Origin of the sequence: Acetobacter sp. P1H12_c (genome assembly GCF_018811975.1) — a bacterium.
In the GTDB taxonomy this organism is placed as follows: Bacteria; Pseudomonadota; Alphaproteobacteria; order Acetobacterales; family Acetobacteraceae; genus Acetobacter; species Acetobacter persici.
In genome coordinates this window covers 428,514-446,388 of sequence record NZ_JACRVR010000001.1, presented here as the reverse complement: position 1 = coordinate 446,388, position 17,875 = coordinate 428,514, and the positions used below count along the sequence as shown (strand labels likewise).

General features: G+C 55.3%; 18 protein-coding genes, 1 other RNA gene and 1 pseudogene. 12 read left to right on the top strand and 8 right to left on the bottom strand.

Going from position 1 to position 17,875, the window contains the following annotated elements; genetic code table 11:
* Nucleotides 1-8: 8 nt before the first annotated feature.
* From epmA to KP699_RS02110, 3 genes are all read left to right on the top strand, one after another.
* A complete protein-coding gene (epmA, locus tag KP699_RS02120; RefSeq protein ID WP_215761457.1) occupies nt 9-1,058 on the top strand; it encodes an EF-P lysine aminoacylase EpmA in 1,050 nt (349 codons plus the stop codon).
* A gap of 95 nt (nt 1,059-1,153) precedes the next feature.
* Nucleotides 1,154-1,483: a hypothetical protein gene (locus tag KP699_RS02115; RefSeq protein WP_212375460.1), complete on the top strand. Its 330-nt coding sequence runs from the start codon at nt 1,154-1,156 to the stop codon at nt 1,481-1,483.
* A gap of 69 nt (nt 1,484-1,552) precedes the next feature.
* Nucleotides 1,553-2,458, top strand: coding sequence for a fasciclin domain-containing protein (locus KP699_RS02110; protein ID WP_252346722.1), 906 nt, complete (start codon nt 1,553-1,555; stop codon nt 2,456-2,458).
* Nucleotides 2,459-2,519: 61 nt separating this feature from the next.
* Here KP699_RS02110 and KP699_RS02105 read toward each other — a convergent pair whose 3' ends face one another.
* From KP699_RS02105 to KP699_RS02090, 4 genes are all read right to left on the bottom strand, one after another.
* Nucleotides 2,520-2,963, bottom strand: coding sequence for a DUF2501 domain-containing protein (locus tag KP699_RS02105; RefSeq protein ID WP_035374060.1), 444 nt, complete (start codon nt 2,961-2,963; stop codon nt 2,520-2,522).
* A 122-nt stretch (nt 2,964-3,085) separates the two neighbouring features.
* The gene (locus tag KP699_RS02100; protein WP_308164779.1) at nt 3,086-3,712 is read right to left on the bottom strand and encodes a thiamine phosphate synthase; all 627 of its coding nucleotides are present in this window, start codon (nt 3,710-3,712) and stop codon (nt 3,086-3,088) included.
* 10 nt (nt 3,713-3,722) lie between these two features.
* Complete coding sequence (locus tag KP699_RS02095; RefSeq protein WP_086655964.1) at nt 3,723-4,637, bottom strand: class I fructose-bisphosphate aldolase; 915 nt, start codon at nt 4,635-4,637, stop codon at nt 3,723-3,725.
* A gap of 52 nt (nt 4,638-4,689) precedes the next feature.
* Nucleotides 4,690-5,160 (bottom strand): hypothetical protein, encoded by a 471-nt coding sequence (locus KP699_RS02090; protein WP_215761455.1) that lies wholly within the window; start codon nt 5,158-5,160, stop codon nt 4,690-4,692.
* 60 nt (nt 5,161-5,220) lie between these two features.
* Between KP699_RS02090 and KP699_RS02085 the strand changes: the two genes are divergently transcribed.
* The 5 genes and pseudogenes from KP699_RS02085 to KP699_RS02065 all read left to right on the top strand — a co-directional run bounded on the left by KP699_RS02085 (nt 5,221) and on the right by KP699_RS02065 (nt 7,410).
* On the top strand, nt 5,221-5,487 hold the full coding sequence (locus KP699_RS02085; protein ID WP_237590794.1) for a hypothetical protein: 267 nt from the start codon (nt 5,221-5,223) through the stop codon (nt 5,485-5,487).
* 2 nt (nt 5,488-5,489) lie between these two features.
* Nucleotides 5,490-5,849, top strand: a pseudogene (locus KP699_RS16340) (cell division protein ZapA); the annotation flags it as partial.
* Nucleotides 5,838-5,993, top strand: a non-coding RNA gene (gene ssrS, locus KP699_RS02075) — 6S RNA. The pseudogene KP699_RS16340 and the gene ssrS, both read left to right, overlap by 12 nt.
* On the top strand, nt 5,980-6,570 hold the full coding sequence (locus KP699_RS02070; protein ID WP_215761454.1) for a 5-formyltetrahydrofolate cyclo-ligase: 591 nt from the start codon (nt 5,980-5,982) through the stop codon (nt 6,568-6,570). The genes ssrS and KP699_RS02070 overlap by 14 nt, the downstream gene beginning before the upstream one ends.
* Before the next feature lie 24 nt (nt 6,571-6,594).
* Complete coding sequence (locus KP699_RS02065; protein WP_025827392.1) at nt 6,595-7,410, top strand: TIGR00282 family metallophosphoesterase; 816 nt, start codon at nt 6,595-6,597, stop codon at nt 7,408-7,410.
* 76 nt (nt 7,411-7,486) lie between these two features.
* Here KP699_RS02065 and KP699_RS02060 read toward each other — a convergent pair whose 3' ends face one another.
* Together KP699_RS02060 and KP699_RS02055 are read right to left on the bottom strand one after the other, a co-directional pair.
* On the bottom strand, nt 7,487-8,338 hold the full coding sequence (locus KP699_RS02060; RefSeq protein WP_374196867.1) for a TIGR01459 family HAD-type hydrolase: 852 nt from the start codon (nt 8,336-8,338) through the stop codon (nt 7,487-7,489).
* A 22-nt stretch (nt 8,339-8,360) separates the two neighbouring features.
* Nucleotides 8,361-9,434 carry a quinone-dependent dihydroorotate dehydrogenase gene (locus KP699_RS02055; protein ID WP_215761452.1) on the bottom strand — a complete coding sequence of 358 codons (1,074 nt, stop codon included), beginning with the start codon at nt 9,432-9,434 and terminating at the stop codon, nt 8,361-8,363.
* 182 nt (nt 9,435-9,616) lie between these two features.
* On the opposite strand from KP699_RS02055, the gene KP699_RS02050 reads away from it, so the two are divergent.
* Both KP699_RS02050 and dinB read left to right on the top strand, forming a co-directional pair.
* Complete coding sequence (locus KP699_RS02050) at nt 9,617-10,258, top strand: hypothetical protein (RefSeq protein ID WP_215761451.1); 642 nt, start codon at nt 9,617-9,619, stop codon at nt 10,256-10,258.
* A gap of 152 nt (nt 10,259-10,410) precedes the next feature.
* Nucleotides 10,411-11,499 (top strand): DNA polymerase IV, encoded by a 1,089-nt coding sequence (gene dinB, locus KP699_RS02045; RefSeq protein ID WP_215761450.1) that lies wholly within the window; start codon nt 10,411-10,413, stop codon nt 11,497-11,499.
* 597 nt (nt 11,500-12,096) lie between these two features.
* Here dinB and KP699_RS02040 read toward each other — a convergent pair.
* Together KP699_RS02040 and KP699_RS02035 are read right to left on the bottom strand one after the other, a co-directional pair.
* On the bottom strand, nt 12,097-12,579 hold the full coding sequence (locus KP699_RS02040) for a hypothetical protein (RefSeq protein ID WP_215761449.1): 483 nt from the start codon (nt 12,577-12,579) through the stop codon (nt 12,097-12,099).
* 283 nt (nt 12,580-12,862) lie between these two features.
* Nucleotides 12,863-14,701 carry an HAD family hydrolase gene (locus KP699_RS02035; RefSeq protein WP_215761448.1) on the bottom strand — a complete coding sequence of 613 codons (1,839 nt, stop codon included), beginning with the start codon at nt 14,699-14,701 and terminating at the stop codon, nt 12,863-12,865.
* Nucleotides 14,702-15,682: 981 nt separating this feature from the next.
* Here KP699_RS02035 and KP699_RS02030 point away from each other — a divergent pair.
* The gene (locus KP699_RS02030; RefSeq protein ID WP_244285119.1) at nt 15,683-16,858 is read left to right on the top strand and encodes a hypothetical protein; all 1,176 of its coding nucleotides are present in this window, start codon (nt 15,683-15,685) and stop codon (nt 16,856-16,858) included.
* The gene (locus KP699_RS02025; protein WP_215761447.1) at nt 16,855-17,631 is read left to right on the top strand and encodes a glycosyltransferase family 2 protein; all 777 of its coding nucleotides are present in this window, start codon (nt 16,855-16,857) and stop codon (nt 17,629-17,631) included. Before KP699_RS02030 ends, KP699_RS02025 begins: the two co-directional genes overlap by 4 nt.
* Nucleotides 17,632-17,875 lie beyond the last annotated feature (244 nt).

Sequence of the window (17,875 nt, the reverse complement as noted above, 5' to 3'; positions counted from 1 at the left end):
CTCTCACCATGTCCAGTCCTGCAATCCCACAGACTGATTCCCAGTCTCGTTCCACGCACCCTGACCCGGCCCATATCCGGGACCGCCTGCCCTTTTTGCGCCGCCGTGGCCTGATGATGCGGGGCATCCGCGCGTTTCTGGAAGCCCGCGATCATCTGGAAGTAGAAACCCCTTACGCCGTGCCCACACCGGGGGAAGAAGTGCATCTGCACCCCTTCCGCACCGTGCGGGAAACACCACAGGGGGAGCAGGAAGCCCTTTTCCTGCACACCAGTCCGGAATTCGCCATGAAGCGGATTGTCGCCGCGACGGGCCTGCCCGTATTCCAGTTTGCGCGAGTCTGGCGCAATGGCGAGCAAAGTGCCCTGCACGCGCCGGAATTTACCATGCTGGAATGGTATCACCCCGGCATAGGGCTGGACGGGCTGATGGACGAGACAGAGGCTCTGGTGCGCGCCGTCCTGCCGCCCCGCCTTGAACACACCGGCCCCACGCTCGACCAGACGCTGGACATTCAGTCCCCTTTTGAACGCCTGACCATGCAGGACGCCTTCCGCCTGCATGCCGGGGTCGATCTGCTGCCCACGGAAGGCGATGCCACAGCACTGGCGCAGGCCGCAGGCTGCACCCTCCGTAGCGGAGAAAACTGGGAAGATCTGTTTTTCCGGCTGCTGCTGGAACGGGTGGAACCCGCCATTGGCCGCACGCGCCCGACCTTTCTGACCCACTGGCCCGCCAGTCAGGCCGCCCTTGCCCGGCGAGACCCTGCGGACCCGCGCGTGGCGCTGCGGTTTGAGCTCTATGCCGCAGGCATGGAGCTGGCCAACGCGTTTGAAGAACTGACAGACGCTGCGGAACAGCGCCGCCGCTTTCTGGCTGACCGCGCGGCCCGCACAGCCCTTTACCCCACCCGCCCGGACTGGCCGATGGATGAAAACCTGCTGGACGCCCTGCCCCACATGCCCCCCTGTTCTGGTATTGCACTGGGGTTTGACAGGCTGGTTATGCTAGGCTGTGGCGCGCGCCGCATACAGGATGTCTTGTGGCTGAGCCGTTAGTCTGCAAGATTTAGCGTATGTCTCTGTTAACCCGCCCCCGTTAGGCCGCACGCAGCATAACGGGGCAGCATGTTTCACCCTGTCTGGATCTCGTCATGACGCATAGAAAATTTCTTCTTCTGGTGAGCATGCTCTCTCTGGCTGCCTGCCAGGTGCCGACAGCCAAAGAACGCCGCCAGCTTGATTCCATGATTGGCAAGCAGGCAGTGGACGTGGTGCGGACCTACGGCGTGCCCACCCGCCAGTTTGTGTCCGGCAACCATACGTTCATGTCCTACATCAACCAGCAGACTGACTACTCCATGCCCATGAGCGGCTGGGGTGGTGGCTGGGGCGGAACCGCCTATACCTACACCTGCCAGACCAATTTTGAGCTGGTGAACGGAGTTGTCTCCGCCTGGACAATGCGGGGAGACGGCTGCTGACCATGCCCGGCGCAGTCTGCATTGCGACTCCACTCTGATTTTTACGGCATGATTTTTTGGGAGACGCCCATGCGGCATCGCTGCGTTCCGGCTCGTACATCGTTAAAACCGGCCCTGCTGGCCCCTGCCTTTCTCGCTCTGACAGCTCTGGCCGGGTGCCAGAGCGGCGCACGGCAGGATACGTATGTGACGCATAACTCCACGTGCTCCTACATGCTCCCCACCGTCTCGGGAGAACGCACCTACGCGCCGGGCAAAAAAGCGGCTGAAAACCAGAAAGGCATTCCGGACAGCGCCATTGCCTACGCGGACCCGGAAAGTCCGGCTTTTTGTGACCGCCCGCTGTCTGACACGCTGCCCTCCGCCATCGAGATGGCAAACTATGTCCACGGCCTGAACAGCACCGGCCTGTTCAGCACCTTGCAGCAGAGCGGGCCGTTTACCGTATTCGGCATCCCCAATGCCGTGCTGGAAAACTACCAGACGCCCACCGGCAGCAAACTGAATGCACCGGAAAACGCTGCCCTCCTGCAGGAAATTCTGGCCTATTCCATTGTAAAAGGGGAATGGTCGGTCGAGCAGTTGCGGGCCGCAGCCCTCGCCTCCCCCACCCATTCCGTTGGGCTGCCGACTCTGAATGGCCGTATCCTGTCCGCCTGGATTGACCAGCCGACCGGCCAGATCATTCTGGGGAACGGCGTAGGCGTGACAAGCCGCCTGTGGGTGACGGGTGTGCCGCAATCCAACGGCCGCCTGTATTTCACCCAGTCCCTGCTGCTACCCCCGGTGAGTGACCCGGCTCTGACAGTCGCAAAACAGGCGACGCAGGCCGCACGGGCCGATACCCCCAAAGGCCTTCCCGCCCCGGTTGCCGTGCAGCCGGTTGTGCCCCAGCCCAAGCCGGGCCACCGCATAACCGGGGCAGCCAGCAGCCTTGCAACGCCGCCTGTGCTGCAAAACAGCGCATCCCGCTAAGCACAAAAAAAGCCTGCCAGTTTTTATCTGGCAGGCTTTTTTCATACAGCGGCTCAGAGCCTTACAGCAGAGACTGCGCCTTGCTCAGCACCATGTTACACAGCTTGGTCTTCAACTGTCCTTTCAGATTGGCGAGGGAAAACATCTGATTGTCCCCCGTCTGAAGCAGACCCTGCTGCCCGGCGCTATAGCCGCTGGAAGAGGTCACGCCCTGCTGCTGGGTCAGGTTGTTCAGCACAGAATTGGCTGAGGTCGCCGTCGTGCCGGAAAGCACGTTGTTCTGCACGCAATAGCCCAGAATACCGGTCAGGTTGCTTGTGCTGGCGGAGGACAGGCTGGGAAGCATATTCCCCACCATGCCCGTCATCCCGCTTTTGGCGCTGCTGGTGGCAGCGGACAGAGCGTTCTGCCCGATGCTGCCAAAGCTCTGCGCCTGCGCGGAAGAGGCCGCACCCGTAAGCCCGGCAACAGCAACCAGTGCCAGAAGAGTTTTCTTGTTCATCATGGGAATACCCTTTTTGAAACGTCCTCAGCCTGTATGCGGCCAGACAGGCCGGGCTTCAAGCTGAAGATCAGGGTGCAGACATGGCGCAGACACATGGCTGAACTAAGGCGCAGCCTCAGTGTTCAGCCAGAAAACGTCCACAAAGACGGGTTTTCCCAGAAGACCGGACCGGGCTGGATAAAATCCGCTCCAACCTCCGCAAAAGGAGCAACCTGCGCCGGAGTTTCAACCTCCACCACGGCAGGCAGTTCCATCACCAGACACCACCAGCGCACAAGGTCGGTCAGGCTTTCGGGAGCCTCCCCTTCCGCCGCAACCACCGGAATGGTTGTGGAAAAGCTGATATAATCCGCACCAGCCTCACCCGCCCGCATTGCGGCATCCCGGCTACCGCCAACAGACACACCCAGTTGCAGATCATCCCCGATCTGCCTGCGCACATCCTTGATGGACGCCCCCGCAAAACCTGGGGACAGATGTACGCCATCACACCCGGTACGGGCCGCAAGTGCCGGTCTGTCCTCCAGCATCAGGGCAATATCCTGCGCCTGCACCACGGGCTGAACGGTCTGAATTTTTCTGATAAGGTCCGCATCCGGCGCATCCGCCAGACGCAGCAGAACAGCCGCGGGGGCATGCTGCTGCATCCCCCGCGCCAGATCTGGTAAAAAAGCCTCGGCGTCCCGCAGAACGGGGGTGGCGAGATAGACATCATACGCCGTCATCCCGGCCCCCTGTCCTGTGGTCACGTCCGCTGTTTCAGCTTTTGAAGATGGTGATGATCTGGTTCAGCAGATCGAGAGCTTCCGCCTTCGGACGCTGGAAGACGTTACGGCCAATGATGGAGCCGAAGCCGCCGCCATCGTGAATGCCCTTAATCGTCGTCAGCAGGTTGTCCGTCCCGGCTTTTTCACCACCGGAGAAGATCACGATGCGGCGGCCGGCAAAGCTGGACTGCACCACATGCTGGATACGGGCCGGCAGCGTGGAGATATCAATCTTGTTCTGCTCATAAGCCGCCTTGTTGGCGGGCAGAGCGACCAGATCCGTCGGCGGCTTCACCTTAATGATGTGCGCACCACACAGAGCGGCCATATGAGCCGCGTAAGCACAGACGTCCACTGCGGTTTCAGCCGGTTTGTCCAGCATCGGGCCACGCGGGTAGCTCCACAGGATCACGGCCAGACCAGCCGCCTTGGCTTCTGCTGCCAGTTCACGGAATTCTTCCATCTGGTCGAAGCAGTATTCAGAACCCGGATAGATGGTAAACCCGATACCCGCACAGCCCAGACGCAGGGCGTCCGCCACGGTGCCGGTCACGGCCTGATCTTTTTCCGTCGCAAGGCTGTTGGAGCTGTTGCACTTCAGGATCAGCGGAATTTCAGACGCATATTTGGCCGCGCCACATTCCAGCATACCCAGCGGAGCCGCATAGCCGCTCAGCCCGGCTTCAATCGCCAGTTCAAAATGATAGTGCGGGTCATAAGCGGCCGGGTTTGCCGCAAAAGAGCGGGCCGGACCGTGCTCAAAACCCTGATCAACCGGCAGAATAACCAGCTTACCTGTGCCACCAAGTTTACCTGCATTCAGGAAACGGGCGAGATTTGTTTTTGTACCGGGATTATCGCTCTCGTACTGATCAAGAATAGCCTTAACCTGGGGGGTAAGCGTCATTGGGAAATCCTTCCTCTTGGCTTTTATCCGGGCCGTTATTTCCCGGAACCGTTTATTGGCAATAACTGCGCATGAAATACGCGGCAAGATGCGTTTTTGAAGATAGCGGCCCGGTAAGGTCAAATGATGGCGGTCGCGCCGAAAAAAATACCCCGCCTTCTGACTGATACAGAACGCGAACTGCGGCGGCACGTGCGGGGTCGGTCTGTAAAATGACATTTTTCTGACCCTGCGTCCGGGCCAGCACCGCATGCCCGACGCTGCTGCCGCAATCCAGAACATGGACGTACTGGCAGCCTGTCTCCTCTTCCATCTGGCGGATCAGCGCCTGCCACCAGAGGGCGCCCATAAATCCGGCCGCCCCCGGTGCGGAGAGAAACCCGAACGGCGCAACAGACGCCTGTGCTGTCAGCACGCCAGCATTTCGTGCGGCAGCGCAGGCTGCCATGCCGGTGGCGTAATCATGCAGTGTAAGGAACCCGCAGGGCAGAAAAGTGGGGAATAAATTTGGAGTGTTTTCCATGACCATGCTTGACGCCGCCGCGTTTGCGGGTGATTCCTTTTGTGAGAAGGGTAAACAAGAATGCAAGATCAGGGTCCCGGACCAGCTTTGACAGACACACAGACATCTGCCGCCCATGCGCTGGCAGAAACACCCTCCCCTGCAGAAACTGACCCGATTGACCGGCTGAATCGTGCCTTGCAGCGTATCTCCTTCGCGCTTGATAAAAGCCGTCAGGCAGAACAGCGCAAGAGCGTTGATACGCAGGAACTCGTCGCTAATGTTGATGTGCTGATCAGCCGCGTGCGCGACGCTCTGGCCCACGCGGACCGACCGGAAGATAAATAATCATGGCGCTTGTTTCAATTCGCATTAATGGCCACAGCTATTCCGTCGGATGTGAAAACGGAGAAGAACGGCACGTTCAGGCCATGGCCCAGCAGGTTGAACGCCGTGTGCAGCGCGTGCGGGACCTCGGTTTTACCGGGGAAAGCCGGGTGCTGGTGCTGGCCGCGCTGTTCATGGCCGATGAAATTCAGGATCTCTCAAGCCAGCATGTGCCGGAAAGCACGACGCAGGCCGTGGAAGAGGCCGAGCGCCTGCGTGTCGAGCAAATGCTGAGGAACAATCGTCTGGCTGAAATGGCAGACCATGCGGAAGCTATTGCAGCCAGCCTTGAGGACGCCTACATAGAAGAGGCGGAGCTGCCCGGCACGTCAGGCGAGTCATCCCCTGGGCCGATAAGCACTTCCTAAGGGAGCTGGCTCTGTTGTGGCCCTGGTCACATTATCCGGCGCCCACCTGCACACGCAGGTCCTGGAGGTTGAAAGACCAACGGCCATGGCGGCTTCGCACTCTCCTTCTTCTCTCATGTCAGACTCTCCGGCCATTGCCGAAGCCAAGCAGGCCCTGCGCGCCCGCTGCCTGAGCGTTCTCAAAACGCGGCCTGCCGGGGTTGATGCCGTTCTGTGCGCACGTCTGGCCGAAAGACTGCTGGCAACAGACCACGCCCATATTGCCTGCGTCTGGCCCCTGCCGCACGAACTTGACCTTCGTCCTCTCTGCCATCAGCTAAACGCCGCCGGGCGGCACGTTCTCCTGCCGGAGACACCGCCACGCGGCCAGCCGCTGACGTTCCGGCTCTGGACACCACAAACCGCCCTGCTACGCGGCCGCTTTGGCACGCAAGTGCCTGATGGACCTCTTATGAGGCCGGACCTCGTATTAGTGCCGCTGCTGGGGTTTGACCGCACCGGCAACCGTCTGGGATATGGGGGCGGCTATTATGACCGCACACTGGCCGCCCTGCCAGGTATTGCGAGCATGGGCTACGCGCTGGCTGCGCAGGAAGTGGAGCAGCTTCCCACCGGGCCGTATGACCAGCCACTCTCCTCTCTGGTAACAGAACAGGAGAGTCTGCATTTTGACTGACTATAACCAAAGAAAGACGACGGCGTGAGAATTCTGTTTCTGGGTGATATTGTTGGCCGGTGTGGCCGTGAGGCCGTTCTGTCCCGTCTGCCCGCTTTACGGAAATCGCTCGCGCTTGATCTGGTCGTCGTCAACGCGGAAAACGCCAGCCACGGATTCGGCCTCTCCCCCGCCATTGCCACAAGCCTGTTTGAAGGCGGCGTGGATGTTATCACGCTGGGCAACCATAGCTGGGACCGCCGGGATCTGATCGGACATATCGACGCCACACCCCGCATTATCCGCCCCATCAACTTCCCGCCCGGCACCCCCGGCAACGGCAGCGTACAGGTTGAACTGCCGGACGGCCGCAAGGCGCTGGTGGTCAACGCCATGGGCCGCCTGTTCATGGACCCGCTGGATGACCCTTTCCGCTGCATGAACGAACTCCTCAGCCGCCACCGCCTCGGTGTGACCACGCAGGCCATTGTGGTGGATATTCATGCGGAAGCCACCAGTGAGAAATGGGCCTTTGGCAATGTGCTGGATGGCCGGGTTTCTCTGGTTGTGGGCACCCACACCCACACACCCACCGCAGACCACCGCATTCTGCCTGCCGGAACAGCCTTCCAGACCGATGCCGGGATGTGCGGGGATTATGACAGTGTGATTGGCATGACCAAGGAACCGGCCATGGCCCGGTTTATCCGCAAAATGCCCGGTGAACGCCTGCAACCGGCGGAAGGCGACGCCACGATGTGCGGCATTATGGTGGAAACAGACGACGCGACAGGTCTGGCCCGCCGCCTCGCCCCCATCCGGCAGGGCGGACATCTGGCCCAGACGCTGCCAGATTTTTAAACCACGAGCGCACAACCCCGTGAACGCTCCTCCATCGTCCCACCACAGAGGAAGGCTTTATCTGCCTTCCAGCAGGTTACCAGACCAGTCGCGGTAAGGTTGCCACAGGCCGCAGACCGGCAGCATCCGCTTCTCTGGCGGCCAGTTCCGCATCGTCGCCCACCATTTCCTGATGAATGCCGCCCAGAATCCATGCTCCGGCAATCCCGGCCACAGCAGCCCCACGCATGTCCGTCGCCAGTGCATCGCCAATGGCCAGAATACGATCCTGCGGGACATTGAGCATGGAAAAGACGGGGGCGTAAATCTCTTTGTACGGCTTACCAACCCACCGCACATTACCGCCTTCCTGCTCATAAAACGCTGCCAGAGCCCCGGCACAGATCATCCTGCGGCCGCCTTTGACCACAACCATATCCGGGTTTGCGCACAGCATTGGCAGGCCGCGTTCCAGACCGACCCGCAGTTCCGGCAGATAAGGATCAACCGAGTCCGTGCCACGCTCGGCATCCGGCCCGGTGTTGAGAATAAACTGCGCCTCTGCCGGGTCTGCCACCCGCTCCAGATCCAGCCCGTCATACAGGCCCAGATCATGCGTGCCCCCCACATGAAGCACGCGCTGGCCTAAGCGGGCAAACCACGGATCAGCACGCTCACGCAGGAGGCGGCGCACTTCTTCCCCACTGGTCATCACACCGTCATGCAGGTCTCGGTCGATCCCAAACGCTTCAAGCTGACGGGCGACAACATCCGCCGGGCGCGGCGCGTTGGAAAGCATCACCACGCGCTTCCCTGCCGCCCGTAAGGCCTTAAGGCAGGCAACCGCGCCGGGGTAAGGCTGCACGCCATCATGCACCGTGCCCCACAGATCAATCACGTACCCGTCATACTGGTCCGCAAGGGAGGACAGACCCGTCAGGGTCTGCATGTCGGTCTGTGTGCCCGGCATCTTACAGGTCCGCCCCGCGGATATCTGCCAGCGTTTCCACGCCGTCAGCCCGCATACGGTCCAGCATTTCCTGCTTCAGACGAGCAAGAATAGCCGGACCTTCATAAGAAAATGCGGCGTAGAACTGCACCAGATCCGCGCCAAGCCGGATGCGCTCCAGCACATCCGCACCGGATTCAATCCCGCCGCAGGAAATCAGCGCCATACGGCCGGCAGAGGCTTCCGCGACCAGCCGCAGCATTTCCGTAGCCCGCGCACGCAGCGGACGACCGGAGAGACCACCGCTTTCCGTTTTGTGCGGGCTGAGCAACGTGGCAGGCCGGGCCAGCGTGGTGTTGGTCACAATCAGTCCCTGTGCGCCACCGGCAATGGCCGCTTCCACAATCGGGCCGACCGCATCATTTTCCAGATCCGGGGCCAGTTTGACCAGCAGCGGAGGCCGTTCCGGGTGGCGCTCCGCAATGGCATCCAGAATACCGCGCAGGCGGGCCGCATCCTGCAAGCCGCGCAATCCCGGCGTGTTGGGGGAGGAAACGTTCAGCACAATGTAATTCACATAGGGCTTAACGCGCGCCACAAGAGCAGGGTAATCCCGCTCCGGGTCCGCTCCTGTTTTATTAATCCCCAGATTAGCGCCAACCGGCACGCCTGCCCCGGCCCCGCGGCCAGAGGGCAAAGGCCGGTGCAGGCGGGCCAGCCGGACCGTAAAGCGGTCAATACCCTGATTGTTAAAACCCATCCGGTTAATCACCGCGTGGTCTTCCGTCAGGCGGAACAAGCGCGGTCTGGGGTTGCCTGCCTGCGGGCGCGGCGTAACCGTTCCGGCTTCCACAAACCCAAATCCCAGTTTCGCCAGCGGGCGAATCACGCGCGCATTTTTATCAAACCCGGCTGCAATCCCCAGCGGGTTTGAAAAGCGCATACCCATGGCGCGGGTGGCCAGAGCCGGATCATCCTTCGGGCGGCTGACCGGCACGGACACACCCAGTTGCAGGGCGTCCAGCGCCAGCTCGTGCGCGGTTTCAGGGTCCATCTTACGAAGGAGCGGAAGGGAGAGAGATGCGAGCAGAGACATGCGTCTGTACTGCCCCAAGCCGCCAGACAAGAAAAGAGGAAAAACCATGCCCTCCTCAACACACTGGCCGCCACGGGATGCTGCCTCCCGTATTTTTATCTTGCAAATGAGAATTGTTCTCATTTAAATCAGAACATCACCGCAAAAGAGGACCGAAGGGCTGCCCCCTTCAGGATGACGCCATGACACGCTCACCGGTTTACCTGACAGACCTTGCCTGCAGCGAACGGCTGACCATCTGGACCATTCGCCGCCTTGCCGGCACGGCCTCCTGCTGCCAGCATGCCCGCAACACAACACCCACCAGCCTGTTTCTGCCGTGCTTCCGGCAGGACTTTCTGGCGGTAGCCCATGCCTTCCATGAGACTCTGAGCCAGATGGCTGCGCTGGAACTCCCCTCTCTGGATATCCGCTCAGGCAGCGCGCTGGCCATTACGCCCACAGAATACAGCCTTCTTCTGGCAACGGAAGCCGCGCAGAATGAGCAGGACACCACGGTCCAGTCCCTGCTCAAGCCGCTCATGTCCTTCCCCACCCTTCTGGCCCGGCTGACCAGAGCCATCACAACACTGGGAGCCTGTCTGGCGGGTGCCGGATACTGGCTCTCACACCACACCGGCTGGCCCGGTCCGGGCTCCATGCAGGCGGGCCCCATGCCCAAAGGCGAAAAGCCTGCTGCCTCACCGCGCAAACTGCACACTACAGCCGCGGCTCTGTCTCTGACGCGCTGGCATGATTTTGATATTACGTCCGCCCCCATAAGCTGGCCGCAGGCGCTGAGACACGCCCCGTTACCAGACGCAGCAATCGCCGTTCCGCACTGATCCTGAGAGACTGACCCGGATAGGAGCCCCGAGCCGTCAGCCCGACAGCTCGGAACCTGAGCAAGATCAGGGCCAGTCTTTTCCAGAGCCCAGACTTCGTTTTTCCCCGGTGGCTATCCTGCTGCCCCTCAGGACGTGTTATCCTGCGCGGGATGACTGAGCCTGTACGCCGGATTATTCATATCGACATGGACGCTTTTTATGCGTCCGTTGAACAACGCGACACACCAGAACTGCGCGGTCGGCCTGTCGCTGTCGGGCGCAGTCAGGAACGTGGGGTTGTGGCGGCCGCCAGCTATGAAGCCCGAAAATTCGGCGTCCGTTCCGCCATGCCGTCTCTGGTTGCGCAACGGAAATGTCCGGAATTGATTTTCGTGCCACCTCGCTTTGATGTGTATCGTGCGGTCTCGGCCCAGATTCATGCGGTTTTTGCCCGCTACACCCCCATTATCCAGCCTCTTTCTCTGGATGAAGCCTATCTGGACGTGACAGACCCGCTACTGCCCCGCCCCTCGGCCACAGCTATTGCGCAGGAAATTCGGGCCGCCATTTATGCGGAAACCCGGCTGACCGCATCCGCCGGCATTTCCTACAACAAGTTTCTGGCCAAACTGGCCTCCGATTACCGTAAACCTGACGGCCAGTTTGTGATCCCACCCGGCGCGGGAGAAGCCTTTGTGGCAGACCTGCCTGTCGGGAGTTTTCACGGAGTTGGGCCAGCCACCGCAACACGAATGAACGCTCTGGGTATTTATACCGGAGCCGATCTGCGCAGGCAGACGCTGGACATGCTTGTCCGCCATTTTGGGAAAGCCGCGACCTTTTATTATGGCATTGCCCGCGGGGAAGACCCGAGACCGGTGGAACCCCATCGCCCCCGCAAGTCGATCGGCAAAGAAACGACTTACGAAAAAGACCTGCTACAGGAAGAGGCGCTCTTTGCAGCACTGACAACATTATCCCAAAGCGTCTGGCACGCCTGCACCCGGCGACAGACATCCGGGCGCACAGTCACGCTCAAACTGCGCTACGTAAATTTCCAGCAACTCACACGCAGCCGCTCCTTTCCAGACCCGGTCACGTCAGCGACAGCACTGGAAGAAACAGCGCGTTTCCTGCTGCACCCACTGTTGCCTCTTCCCCGGCCTGTGCGTCTTCTGGGCATTACCGTTTCTTCTCTGGCATCAGCAGAAGAAAAGCCAGCCTCACGACAACTCTCACTTCTTTCCGATTTTGAGTAATAGCAATACAAAATTCAAAAAAAATAAAAATTATTTTTTACTATTTTGATATTTTATATTTTCTTAAACTTACTTCTTACAAAAAAATTAAGGCTCTATAAGAAAGATATACTCTGACACATGCTCTGCCAGCGTCAGCAACCACACCCTAAAGACACTCTTCCTTCGCACGAGGGACAAACACATTCCGCAACAAAGACGTTAATAAATTATTAAAAAATAGCATGAAATTTTAAGAAACCTTATGCTGATACCCGCATAACTCTTTGTCCGAAAACACCAGTATTCTCCAGCGTTTAAATAAAGATAGATTTATTCTTAAATTCGACATCAAAGCAGAATGCCGACTGATAATATCTCAGGCACCCACTAGGCCTGTTAGAGCTATACCGGGAAATTTTCGATTGTACGAGAAAATATAGCTTATTGACTGGCTGTTGACCAATTAAGCCAATTTACAGAACAAAACGCACGATCCTGCCTTACAGACAATGAGCACTGCCTCTGATTCTTTTGCAGATGACAGGCCCCGGATTTCTTCCGCCCCTCACCCAGTACCCAGAGGGCTCCTCTGAATACTGGGTGAGGAGAAAGCTTTTAACGCAACGGGCGCTTTTCCTGAAAACCGAAGCAAATATAATGAATAAACGGGCCGCGTTCAAAATCAGCGACGTCCGGGTTCGCACGCAAATAGGCCTGACTATCAAAAAGCGCATTCGGGCTGCGGCCTTCCTGAGAACCATGATTCAGGAAATGTTCCAGCGGATCGATCCCTGCGGCGCGTACATCGGGATACATATCCAGATACCAGCCCCCATCAAAATAAATGGCAGACTGGAATTCCTGATTTTCCTGCATGGACGGCTGTGCTCCGTTAATTTCATCTGGCAACGAGGCTGTCGCAGGCGCAATCTCCTGCGGCCTCTCTTCTGCTTTTGGTGCTTCAACACTGGGTTCCGGAGCAAAAGCCACAGCTTTCTTAGACACTCTGGAACGGCGTGCGACCTTGAGGTCCTTTACCAACTTCGGTTCTGCTCCCTTGGCCGCTTTGGTCTGACCCTTGCTCGTACGCACACTCATATGCCAACTCACACCTTTAGATATATTCGGTTTTTTACTAATAATTTTTCGAGGATATTGTCCAGCAAAAACAGATATAAACCGAGTTTAATTTTCTTTTATGTAACGTCAAAAAACGATAATAAATGCTCCGTTAATCCTTCATTTACGCATTAACTGCGATTGTTTCAATAAAACACAACAACCATTTAATCTATAAACTGTAATAGAACTATTTTCCAAAAAAAAATGCCGCATTAAAATGCGGCATTCAAAGAAACACTTATTCGTAACGATTTCAATACTACGCAACGGCCTTGATATGAGCAGCAGTTTTAGGGTTAAGGCCTTCATCCAGAATATAATAATGAATCCCTTCCGAAACCCAGTCTTCTCTGAAACCAGCACGAACATAAACATCCCGACAAGGAGTATTGTCCGGCAGTTCATGCACAGACGCCGTCACCCGAACATTCCCATGCGCTTTACGAACATGGGCAACCGCCTGCGCGACAACAAACTCCTCGACTTCCATCCCCAGCACGCGGCAGCTCATAACATACTGAACAATTTCGGATTTTTTGAGATATAACACCCCAACCAGCCCGTACTCCGTGAATTTATCCTGCACATTAAATGCCAGTAGCTGCCCACCGTCCTTCAGAAAATCTGCGACTTCCTTAAAAGACCACCGTTTGCCAGATGTATTGAACTGGTTGGTTTTGTTGGTCAGCTCGAGGGCACGTGCAAATTCAGGTTGTGCCGTGTCGGTAATATATTTGATGGCCACCCGACAGTCGAGAGAAGCCAGAAACTCTTCCCGGCTCATGGCGGAGCGCGTTTCTTCCCGCTCGATCTGGCTCCGAATCATGTCTTCGCGCCGTTCAGATTCCGCTGTGAGCTGGGCAATTTGCGTCTCGGCTGACCACAGTAGAATACGCCGCGTCAGATAAGGATTGCCGCCCATCACACGCAAATCCGGGAAAGTAGAGGCCACTGCGGCCCGCTCTACAGGATTATCGTCAACAAAAACCACGCTCTTGGGCTTGATGTTGAATTCCTTGCAGATCGCCGCAATATTTTCCGCCTTGGGCTGCCAGTTGATTTTCAGAGACGCAAAATCTTCCAGAGCGACAAATCCGGGGTTAACCACATCATCCCACCTCTGCCTGACAGTCTCATAATCATTTTTTGAGCAGATCGCGACGAGAATACCGCGGGCACGCAGGTAATGGATTGCCTCCCAGATCCCTAGCGGCCAGCCGTCCGTACGCGGCCAGGGCTGCACGTCCGGGCGATAATGTTCTGCCAGTTGCCCCCGCCACAGGGTATTATCGAGATCAAAGATAACAGCCTTGACCTGATCCACCTGATGCACCGTGCGATAGGACGTCACAATCTGGCGGTAAATTGCATCCAGAAACTCCTCGCGCCTGACAGGATACACTGTCTCCAGAGGCGGGATAGGCTCATTACGGGCAATCGCTCCAAAATCATCCCAATCCTGAAACGCCACCCCCCCGTGTGAATAGAAATAAATGACATCATCCAGAATATGTCGTTTCCCAATCGCACTGGCGACGGCGTCGACATCCAGCACATAGGCATTTTTATAGGTTTCGACACGCTCATTCAGATAGTCATTCAGGCGATGAACCAGCGTCACGAGATCACGCTGGCTGCCTTTACCCCGCAGGCTGGACGCACTGCTCATTTGCGGCACAATAAAATTCGAGACGAATGTCAGCAGTCCGTGTGATTTATTGTAAACCATTGCTGCGGAGAGCATGACATCCAGAAGATTTTTCGCATCTTCAAAAACTGTCTCAGCAAAACCAGGCTCGTTGAAGCGAAAGCCCTCGATAACCCGATCACTCAGAAGGGTCCGCAAAGGGATCTGAACGTATTGCAGATCATAGCCTTCAACCGGGGATGGCGGCTGCGGAGGAAGAATGCTGACAAAGTTATAGGGAATATAGTCAAAAGTGGTCTCAGGATAACGGGCCTTGAACTGTTCAAAATACAGAGCGGTCAGGCAGGAACCGATTAGAAGAACCCGATCAATTTTTTTTTCCGTCCGCTCCAGATCGGAAGGAAACAGAAATTCTGCCGCAGACATACCCTGTTCGACTTCTTGCACCATGATAACTCTGTTCCTGCTCCGCTCGAATATCTCAACGCACTTTATGCCGCGCGCTTCTACCTCTTGGACGCGCTTGCGCGCCTCCGGTTCATCGCGACATCATATTAAGACATCTATATCACTTTTCGAAGCATTGGCAGTGGCCAGAAAAAGAAAAGCCGTGTCCTTCTATAAAAAAAGACAAAAGATTTTTTTTATCGACGCCCCATGACTTATATAGATTGCTCAGAGTAAAGAGATACCCCCCTCAAGAACATATCAATTCTTCCTGAGCAATTAATTTTCCTTCTTTGAGCCGCAAGTATTCATCACATAATAAAACGCTATTTTAGCTTGAGACTACGCAATCTCAGAGCGCAAACAAAACCGTTAGCGAATATCAAAATATTCACTTATTTAAAAATTATTTCATTGTGCCGTTACAAATTTATTTTGATGAACACTATTGCTGCGGCCAATTAATTTGACTTTATGTTTGTTATTTTATAACAATATCTCCTTAGATTTGTCACATAATACCGGGAAGTTCGTCGTTCTCAGGACAATATTTTTGCGGTATGCTTGCTAAGACTTCACAAGTTACATTTGGCACAAACGGGAAATATAATGGCTACTCTAACAGCGTGGAACAAAAAAGACATAAAAACGATAGTTGATTCAGAGAAATTTGATCTTGATTTTTATTTTTCCGAAAATCCTGATGTAAAAAAATCAGGTCTTGATCCTATTGTTCATTATGTTCTTTACGGCTGTCAGGAAAACAGGAACCCCAACGAAAATTTTAATACCGAAATTTACTATAATCTTTACAAAAACGTTATTGGCCAGGACGAAAACCCGTTTGCTCATTATATAAGAAATAATGAAAATCTTTATTTCTTTGAAAAAGGCCTTCTGCAGGAATACGGCTATGATTCCATCAGTAATGCCCTGAATCGTCTGAAAAAATACCCGTTCTTTAGCTCAGATGACTATCTCCGGATGAATGCTGATATTTCATCCGCCAAAATGTCCCCGGTTCGTCACGCATTGCTTTACGGGATTGGAGAAGGGCGCGAAATCTTCTCCAAACGGTCGATCGTCAGTTTTCTGGGCAAAGAATGTAAGAACGACATTGACTATAAAATTAACAAAGACGACACCAGCGACGCACTCCCCAAAACCGTCGGCGTCTTTTACCATTCAGAAGGCAATTCCTTTATCAAGGAACTCGCCGAGTGTCTGGATGACTACCTCAAGAATAGTGGGATCAATTCCCGCGTCATGACGGAAGATACCCCGGAAGAAGACGCTCCCGAACTCTGCATCTTCTGCGCTCCGCATGAATTCTTTTTTCTTTCCGGGAATGAGACCTGGAAAAAAGATGAAATCATCAAGCGTTCCATTATGTTCAATACAGAGCAGCCGCAAACACTGTGGTTCACCCGTGGCATCATTTACATCATGATGTCCGCTGGCGTGATGGATCTGTGTTACCAGAACCTGAAATCCTTCTCGGATGTCGGTCTGAACGTCTTCCACTTTGACCCACCTGTGGAAATTGAGGCCTGCGCCCTCTCTGCGGAAGACAAGAAGCATCCGCTGTTCCGTGTGCTGCCACAACCTGCGCAGAAAGCCTCTTCTCCGTTCACGCCCATCAATGAGCGCAGCATTGATGTCAGCTTTTTCGGCAATGCCTCCCGCAAGAGAGAGAAGTTTTTCTCCCGTGCCGCAGCATTCTTCGCCGACTATCAGAATTTCTTATATTACCGGAAGGCTGATGGTCCTATTCCCAGCTCCGGCCTGTATGACATTCTCTCACGCCTGCCGCGCTACGTTTCTGAGAATTCAAAAATTTCGCTCAATATTCACCGTGATGATAACTGCTTTTTTGAATGGCACCGCATTGTCAAACAGGGCATGGCATCCGGGTCCATTATTGTGACAGAAGAATGCTTCCCACACCCTCTGTACAAAAATGGTGAGCATTATCTGACTGAAACACCGCGCCATATGCCCAATCTGATTGAATGGCTGATCCGCACAGAAGAGGGTCAGGCTGAAGCCGCAAGAATTCAGAAAAACATTTTTGATGTTCTGCAAAACGAAGACATCTTCAATTCCAAAAATCTGGACCTGAAAAACTATATTTCTTCCGTGTGGAGCAACCTGAAATGAGCATTCTGAAACCCTGGGCTCCGGCTGGTAACATTGAATTTTCGTTCAAGAAAAAATCAAGAAAACCCAAAGATCTGGTGACAGTCTGCGTCACCAACTTCAATTATGCGTCTGTTATCTGCGAATGTCTGGACTCCATTGTTGACCAGACTCACGAGAATATTGACCTCGTTGTTGTGGATGATCTGTCTGAACGTGATGAGTCTATCGCGGTCATCACGGAATGGATGGAAGAGAACAAGCAGCGCTTCTACCGCGCGACCCTGATCCAGAATAAGCGGAATCAGGGACCGTCTTTTTCCCGGAATGTCGCCTTTGAAAATGCTTTAGGTGAAGCTGTCTTCATCATGGATGCAGACAACACCGTTTACCCTAAAGCTCTGGAAAAGACGTACGCCGCCCTGATTAACGGTGGTTTTCCGGCCGTTTACACCCAGATTGAAGAGTTTGGTGACCGCAAAGGCATTGGTCATGCCGATATCTGGGACCCAGCCCGGATGAAGCAGAACAATTATGTAGACGTTATGGCCCTAATCCGTAAGGATGCGTGGGCGCGTGTTGGCGGCTTCTGCCATATTGAAGAAGGCTGGGAAGATTATGATTTCTGGCTGAAATTTATTGATTGCGATCTCAGCCCCGGATACCTGCCCGAAATTCTGTGCCGTTACCGTGTTCACAACACATCCCGCACGGCCACGGAAGCCCTTTCCGCGCATTATGACCTTGAACTGGTGATGGAGTTCCGCCACCCGTCACCTCAGAAAGAAAGCTGATTTGTCTGAAATCGGCTATCTGGTCAGGCCCCTCGGGGTCTGACTGTCTTTTCCCCTACTCTGAGACGTAAGACTTTCTGTCTGCTGATCTAAGACATAGAGAAGACAACGCCAGCCATCTTCCTGAGTGTGGCTGGCATTATTTTATACTTCAAAAATCTTTTAGCCTGCCTAAAACAGGCCGCAGGTTTATTGCGCCGAAAAGCAAGCTTTAAAAACCCCCGTTTTCTTGATGATATTTCAG

What these genes read in the sequence shown, in the direction of transcription:
- epmA (WP_215761457.1), top strand. Translation starts at nt 9, where the DNA reads ATGTCCAGTCCTGCAATCCCACAGACTGATTCCCAGTCTCGTTCCACG.
- KP699_RS02105 (WP_035374060.1), bottom strand. Translation starts at nt 2,963, where the DNA reads ATGATGAACAAGAAAACTCTTCTGGCACTGGTTGCTGTTGCCGGGCTT.
- KP699_RS02055 (WP_215761452.1), bottom strand. Translation starts at nt 9,434, where the DNA reads ATGTCTCTGCTCGCATCTCTCTCCCTTCCGCTCCTTCGTAAGATGGAC.
- KP699_RS02060 (WP_374196867.1), bottom strand. Translation starts at nt 8,338, where the DNA reads ATGCAGACCCTGACGGGTCTGTCCTCCCTTGCGGACCAGTATGACGGG.
- dinB (WP_215761450.1), top strand. Translation starts at nt 10,411, where the DNA reads ATGACTGAGCCTGTACGCCGGATTATTCATATCGACATGGACGCTTTT.
- KP699_RS02095 (WP_086655964.1), bottom strand. Translation starts at nt 4,637, where the DNA reads ATGACGCTTACCCCCCAGGTTAAGGCTATTCTTGATCAGTACGAGAGC.
- KP699_RS02040 (WP_215761449.1), bottom strand. Translation starts at nt 12,579, where the DNA reads ATGAGTGTGCGTACGAGCAAGGGTCAGACCAAAGCGGCCAAGGGAGCA.
- KP699_RS02110 (WP_252346722.1), top strand. Translation starts at nt 1,553, where the DNA reads ATGCGGCATCGCTGCGTTCCGGCTCGTACATCGTTAAAACCGGCCCTG.
- KP699_RS02030 (WP_244285119.1), top strand. Translation starts at nt 15,683, where the DNA reads ATGAATGCTGATATTTCATCCGCCAAAATGTCCCCGGTTCGTCACGCA.
- KP699_RS02035 (WP_215761448.1), bottom strand. Translation starts at nt 14,701, where the DNA reads ATGGTGCAAGAAGTCGAACAGGGTATGTCTGCGGCAGAATTTCTGTTT.
- KP699_RS02115 (WP_212375460.1), top strand. Translation starts at nt 1,154, where the DNA reads ATGACGCATAGAAAATTTCTTCTTCTGGTGAGCATGCTCTCTCTGGCT.
- KP699_RS02025 (WP_215761447.1), top strand. Translation starts at nt 16,855, where the DNA reads ATGAGCATTCTGAAACCCTGGGCTCCGGCTGGTAACATTGAATTTTCG.
- KP699_RS02050 (WP_215761451.1), top strand. Translation starts at nt 9,617, where the DNA reads ATGACACGCTCACCGGTTTACCTGACAGACCTTGCCTGCAGCGAACGG.
- KP699_RS02085 (WP_237590794.1), top strand. Translation starts at nt 5,221, where the DNA reads ATGCAAGATCAGGGTCCCGGACCAGCTTTGACAGACACACAGACATCT.
- KP699_RS02090 (WP_215761455.1), bottom strand. Translation starts at nt 5,160, where the DNA reads ATGGAAAACACTCCAAATTTATTCCCCACTTTTCTGCCCTGCGGGTTC.
- KP699_RS02070 (WP_215761454.1), top strand. Translation starts at nt 5,980, where the DNA reads ATGGCGGCTTCGCACTCTCCTTCTTCTCTCATGTCAGACTCTCCGGCC.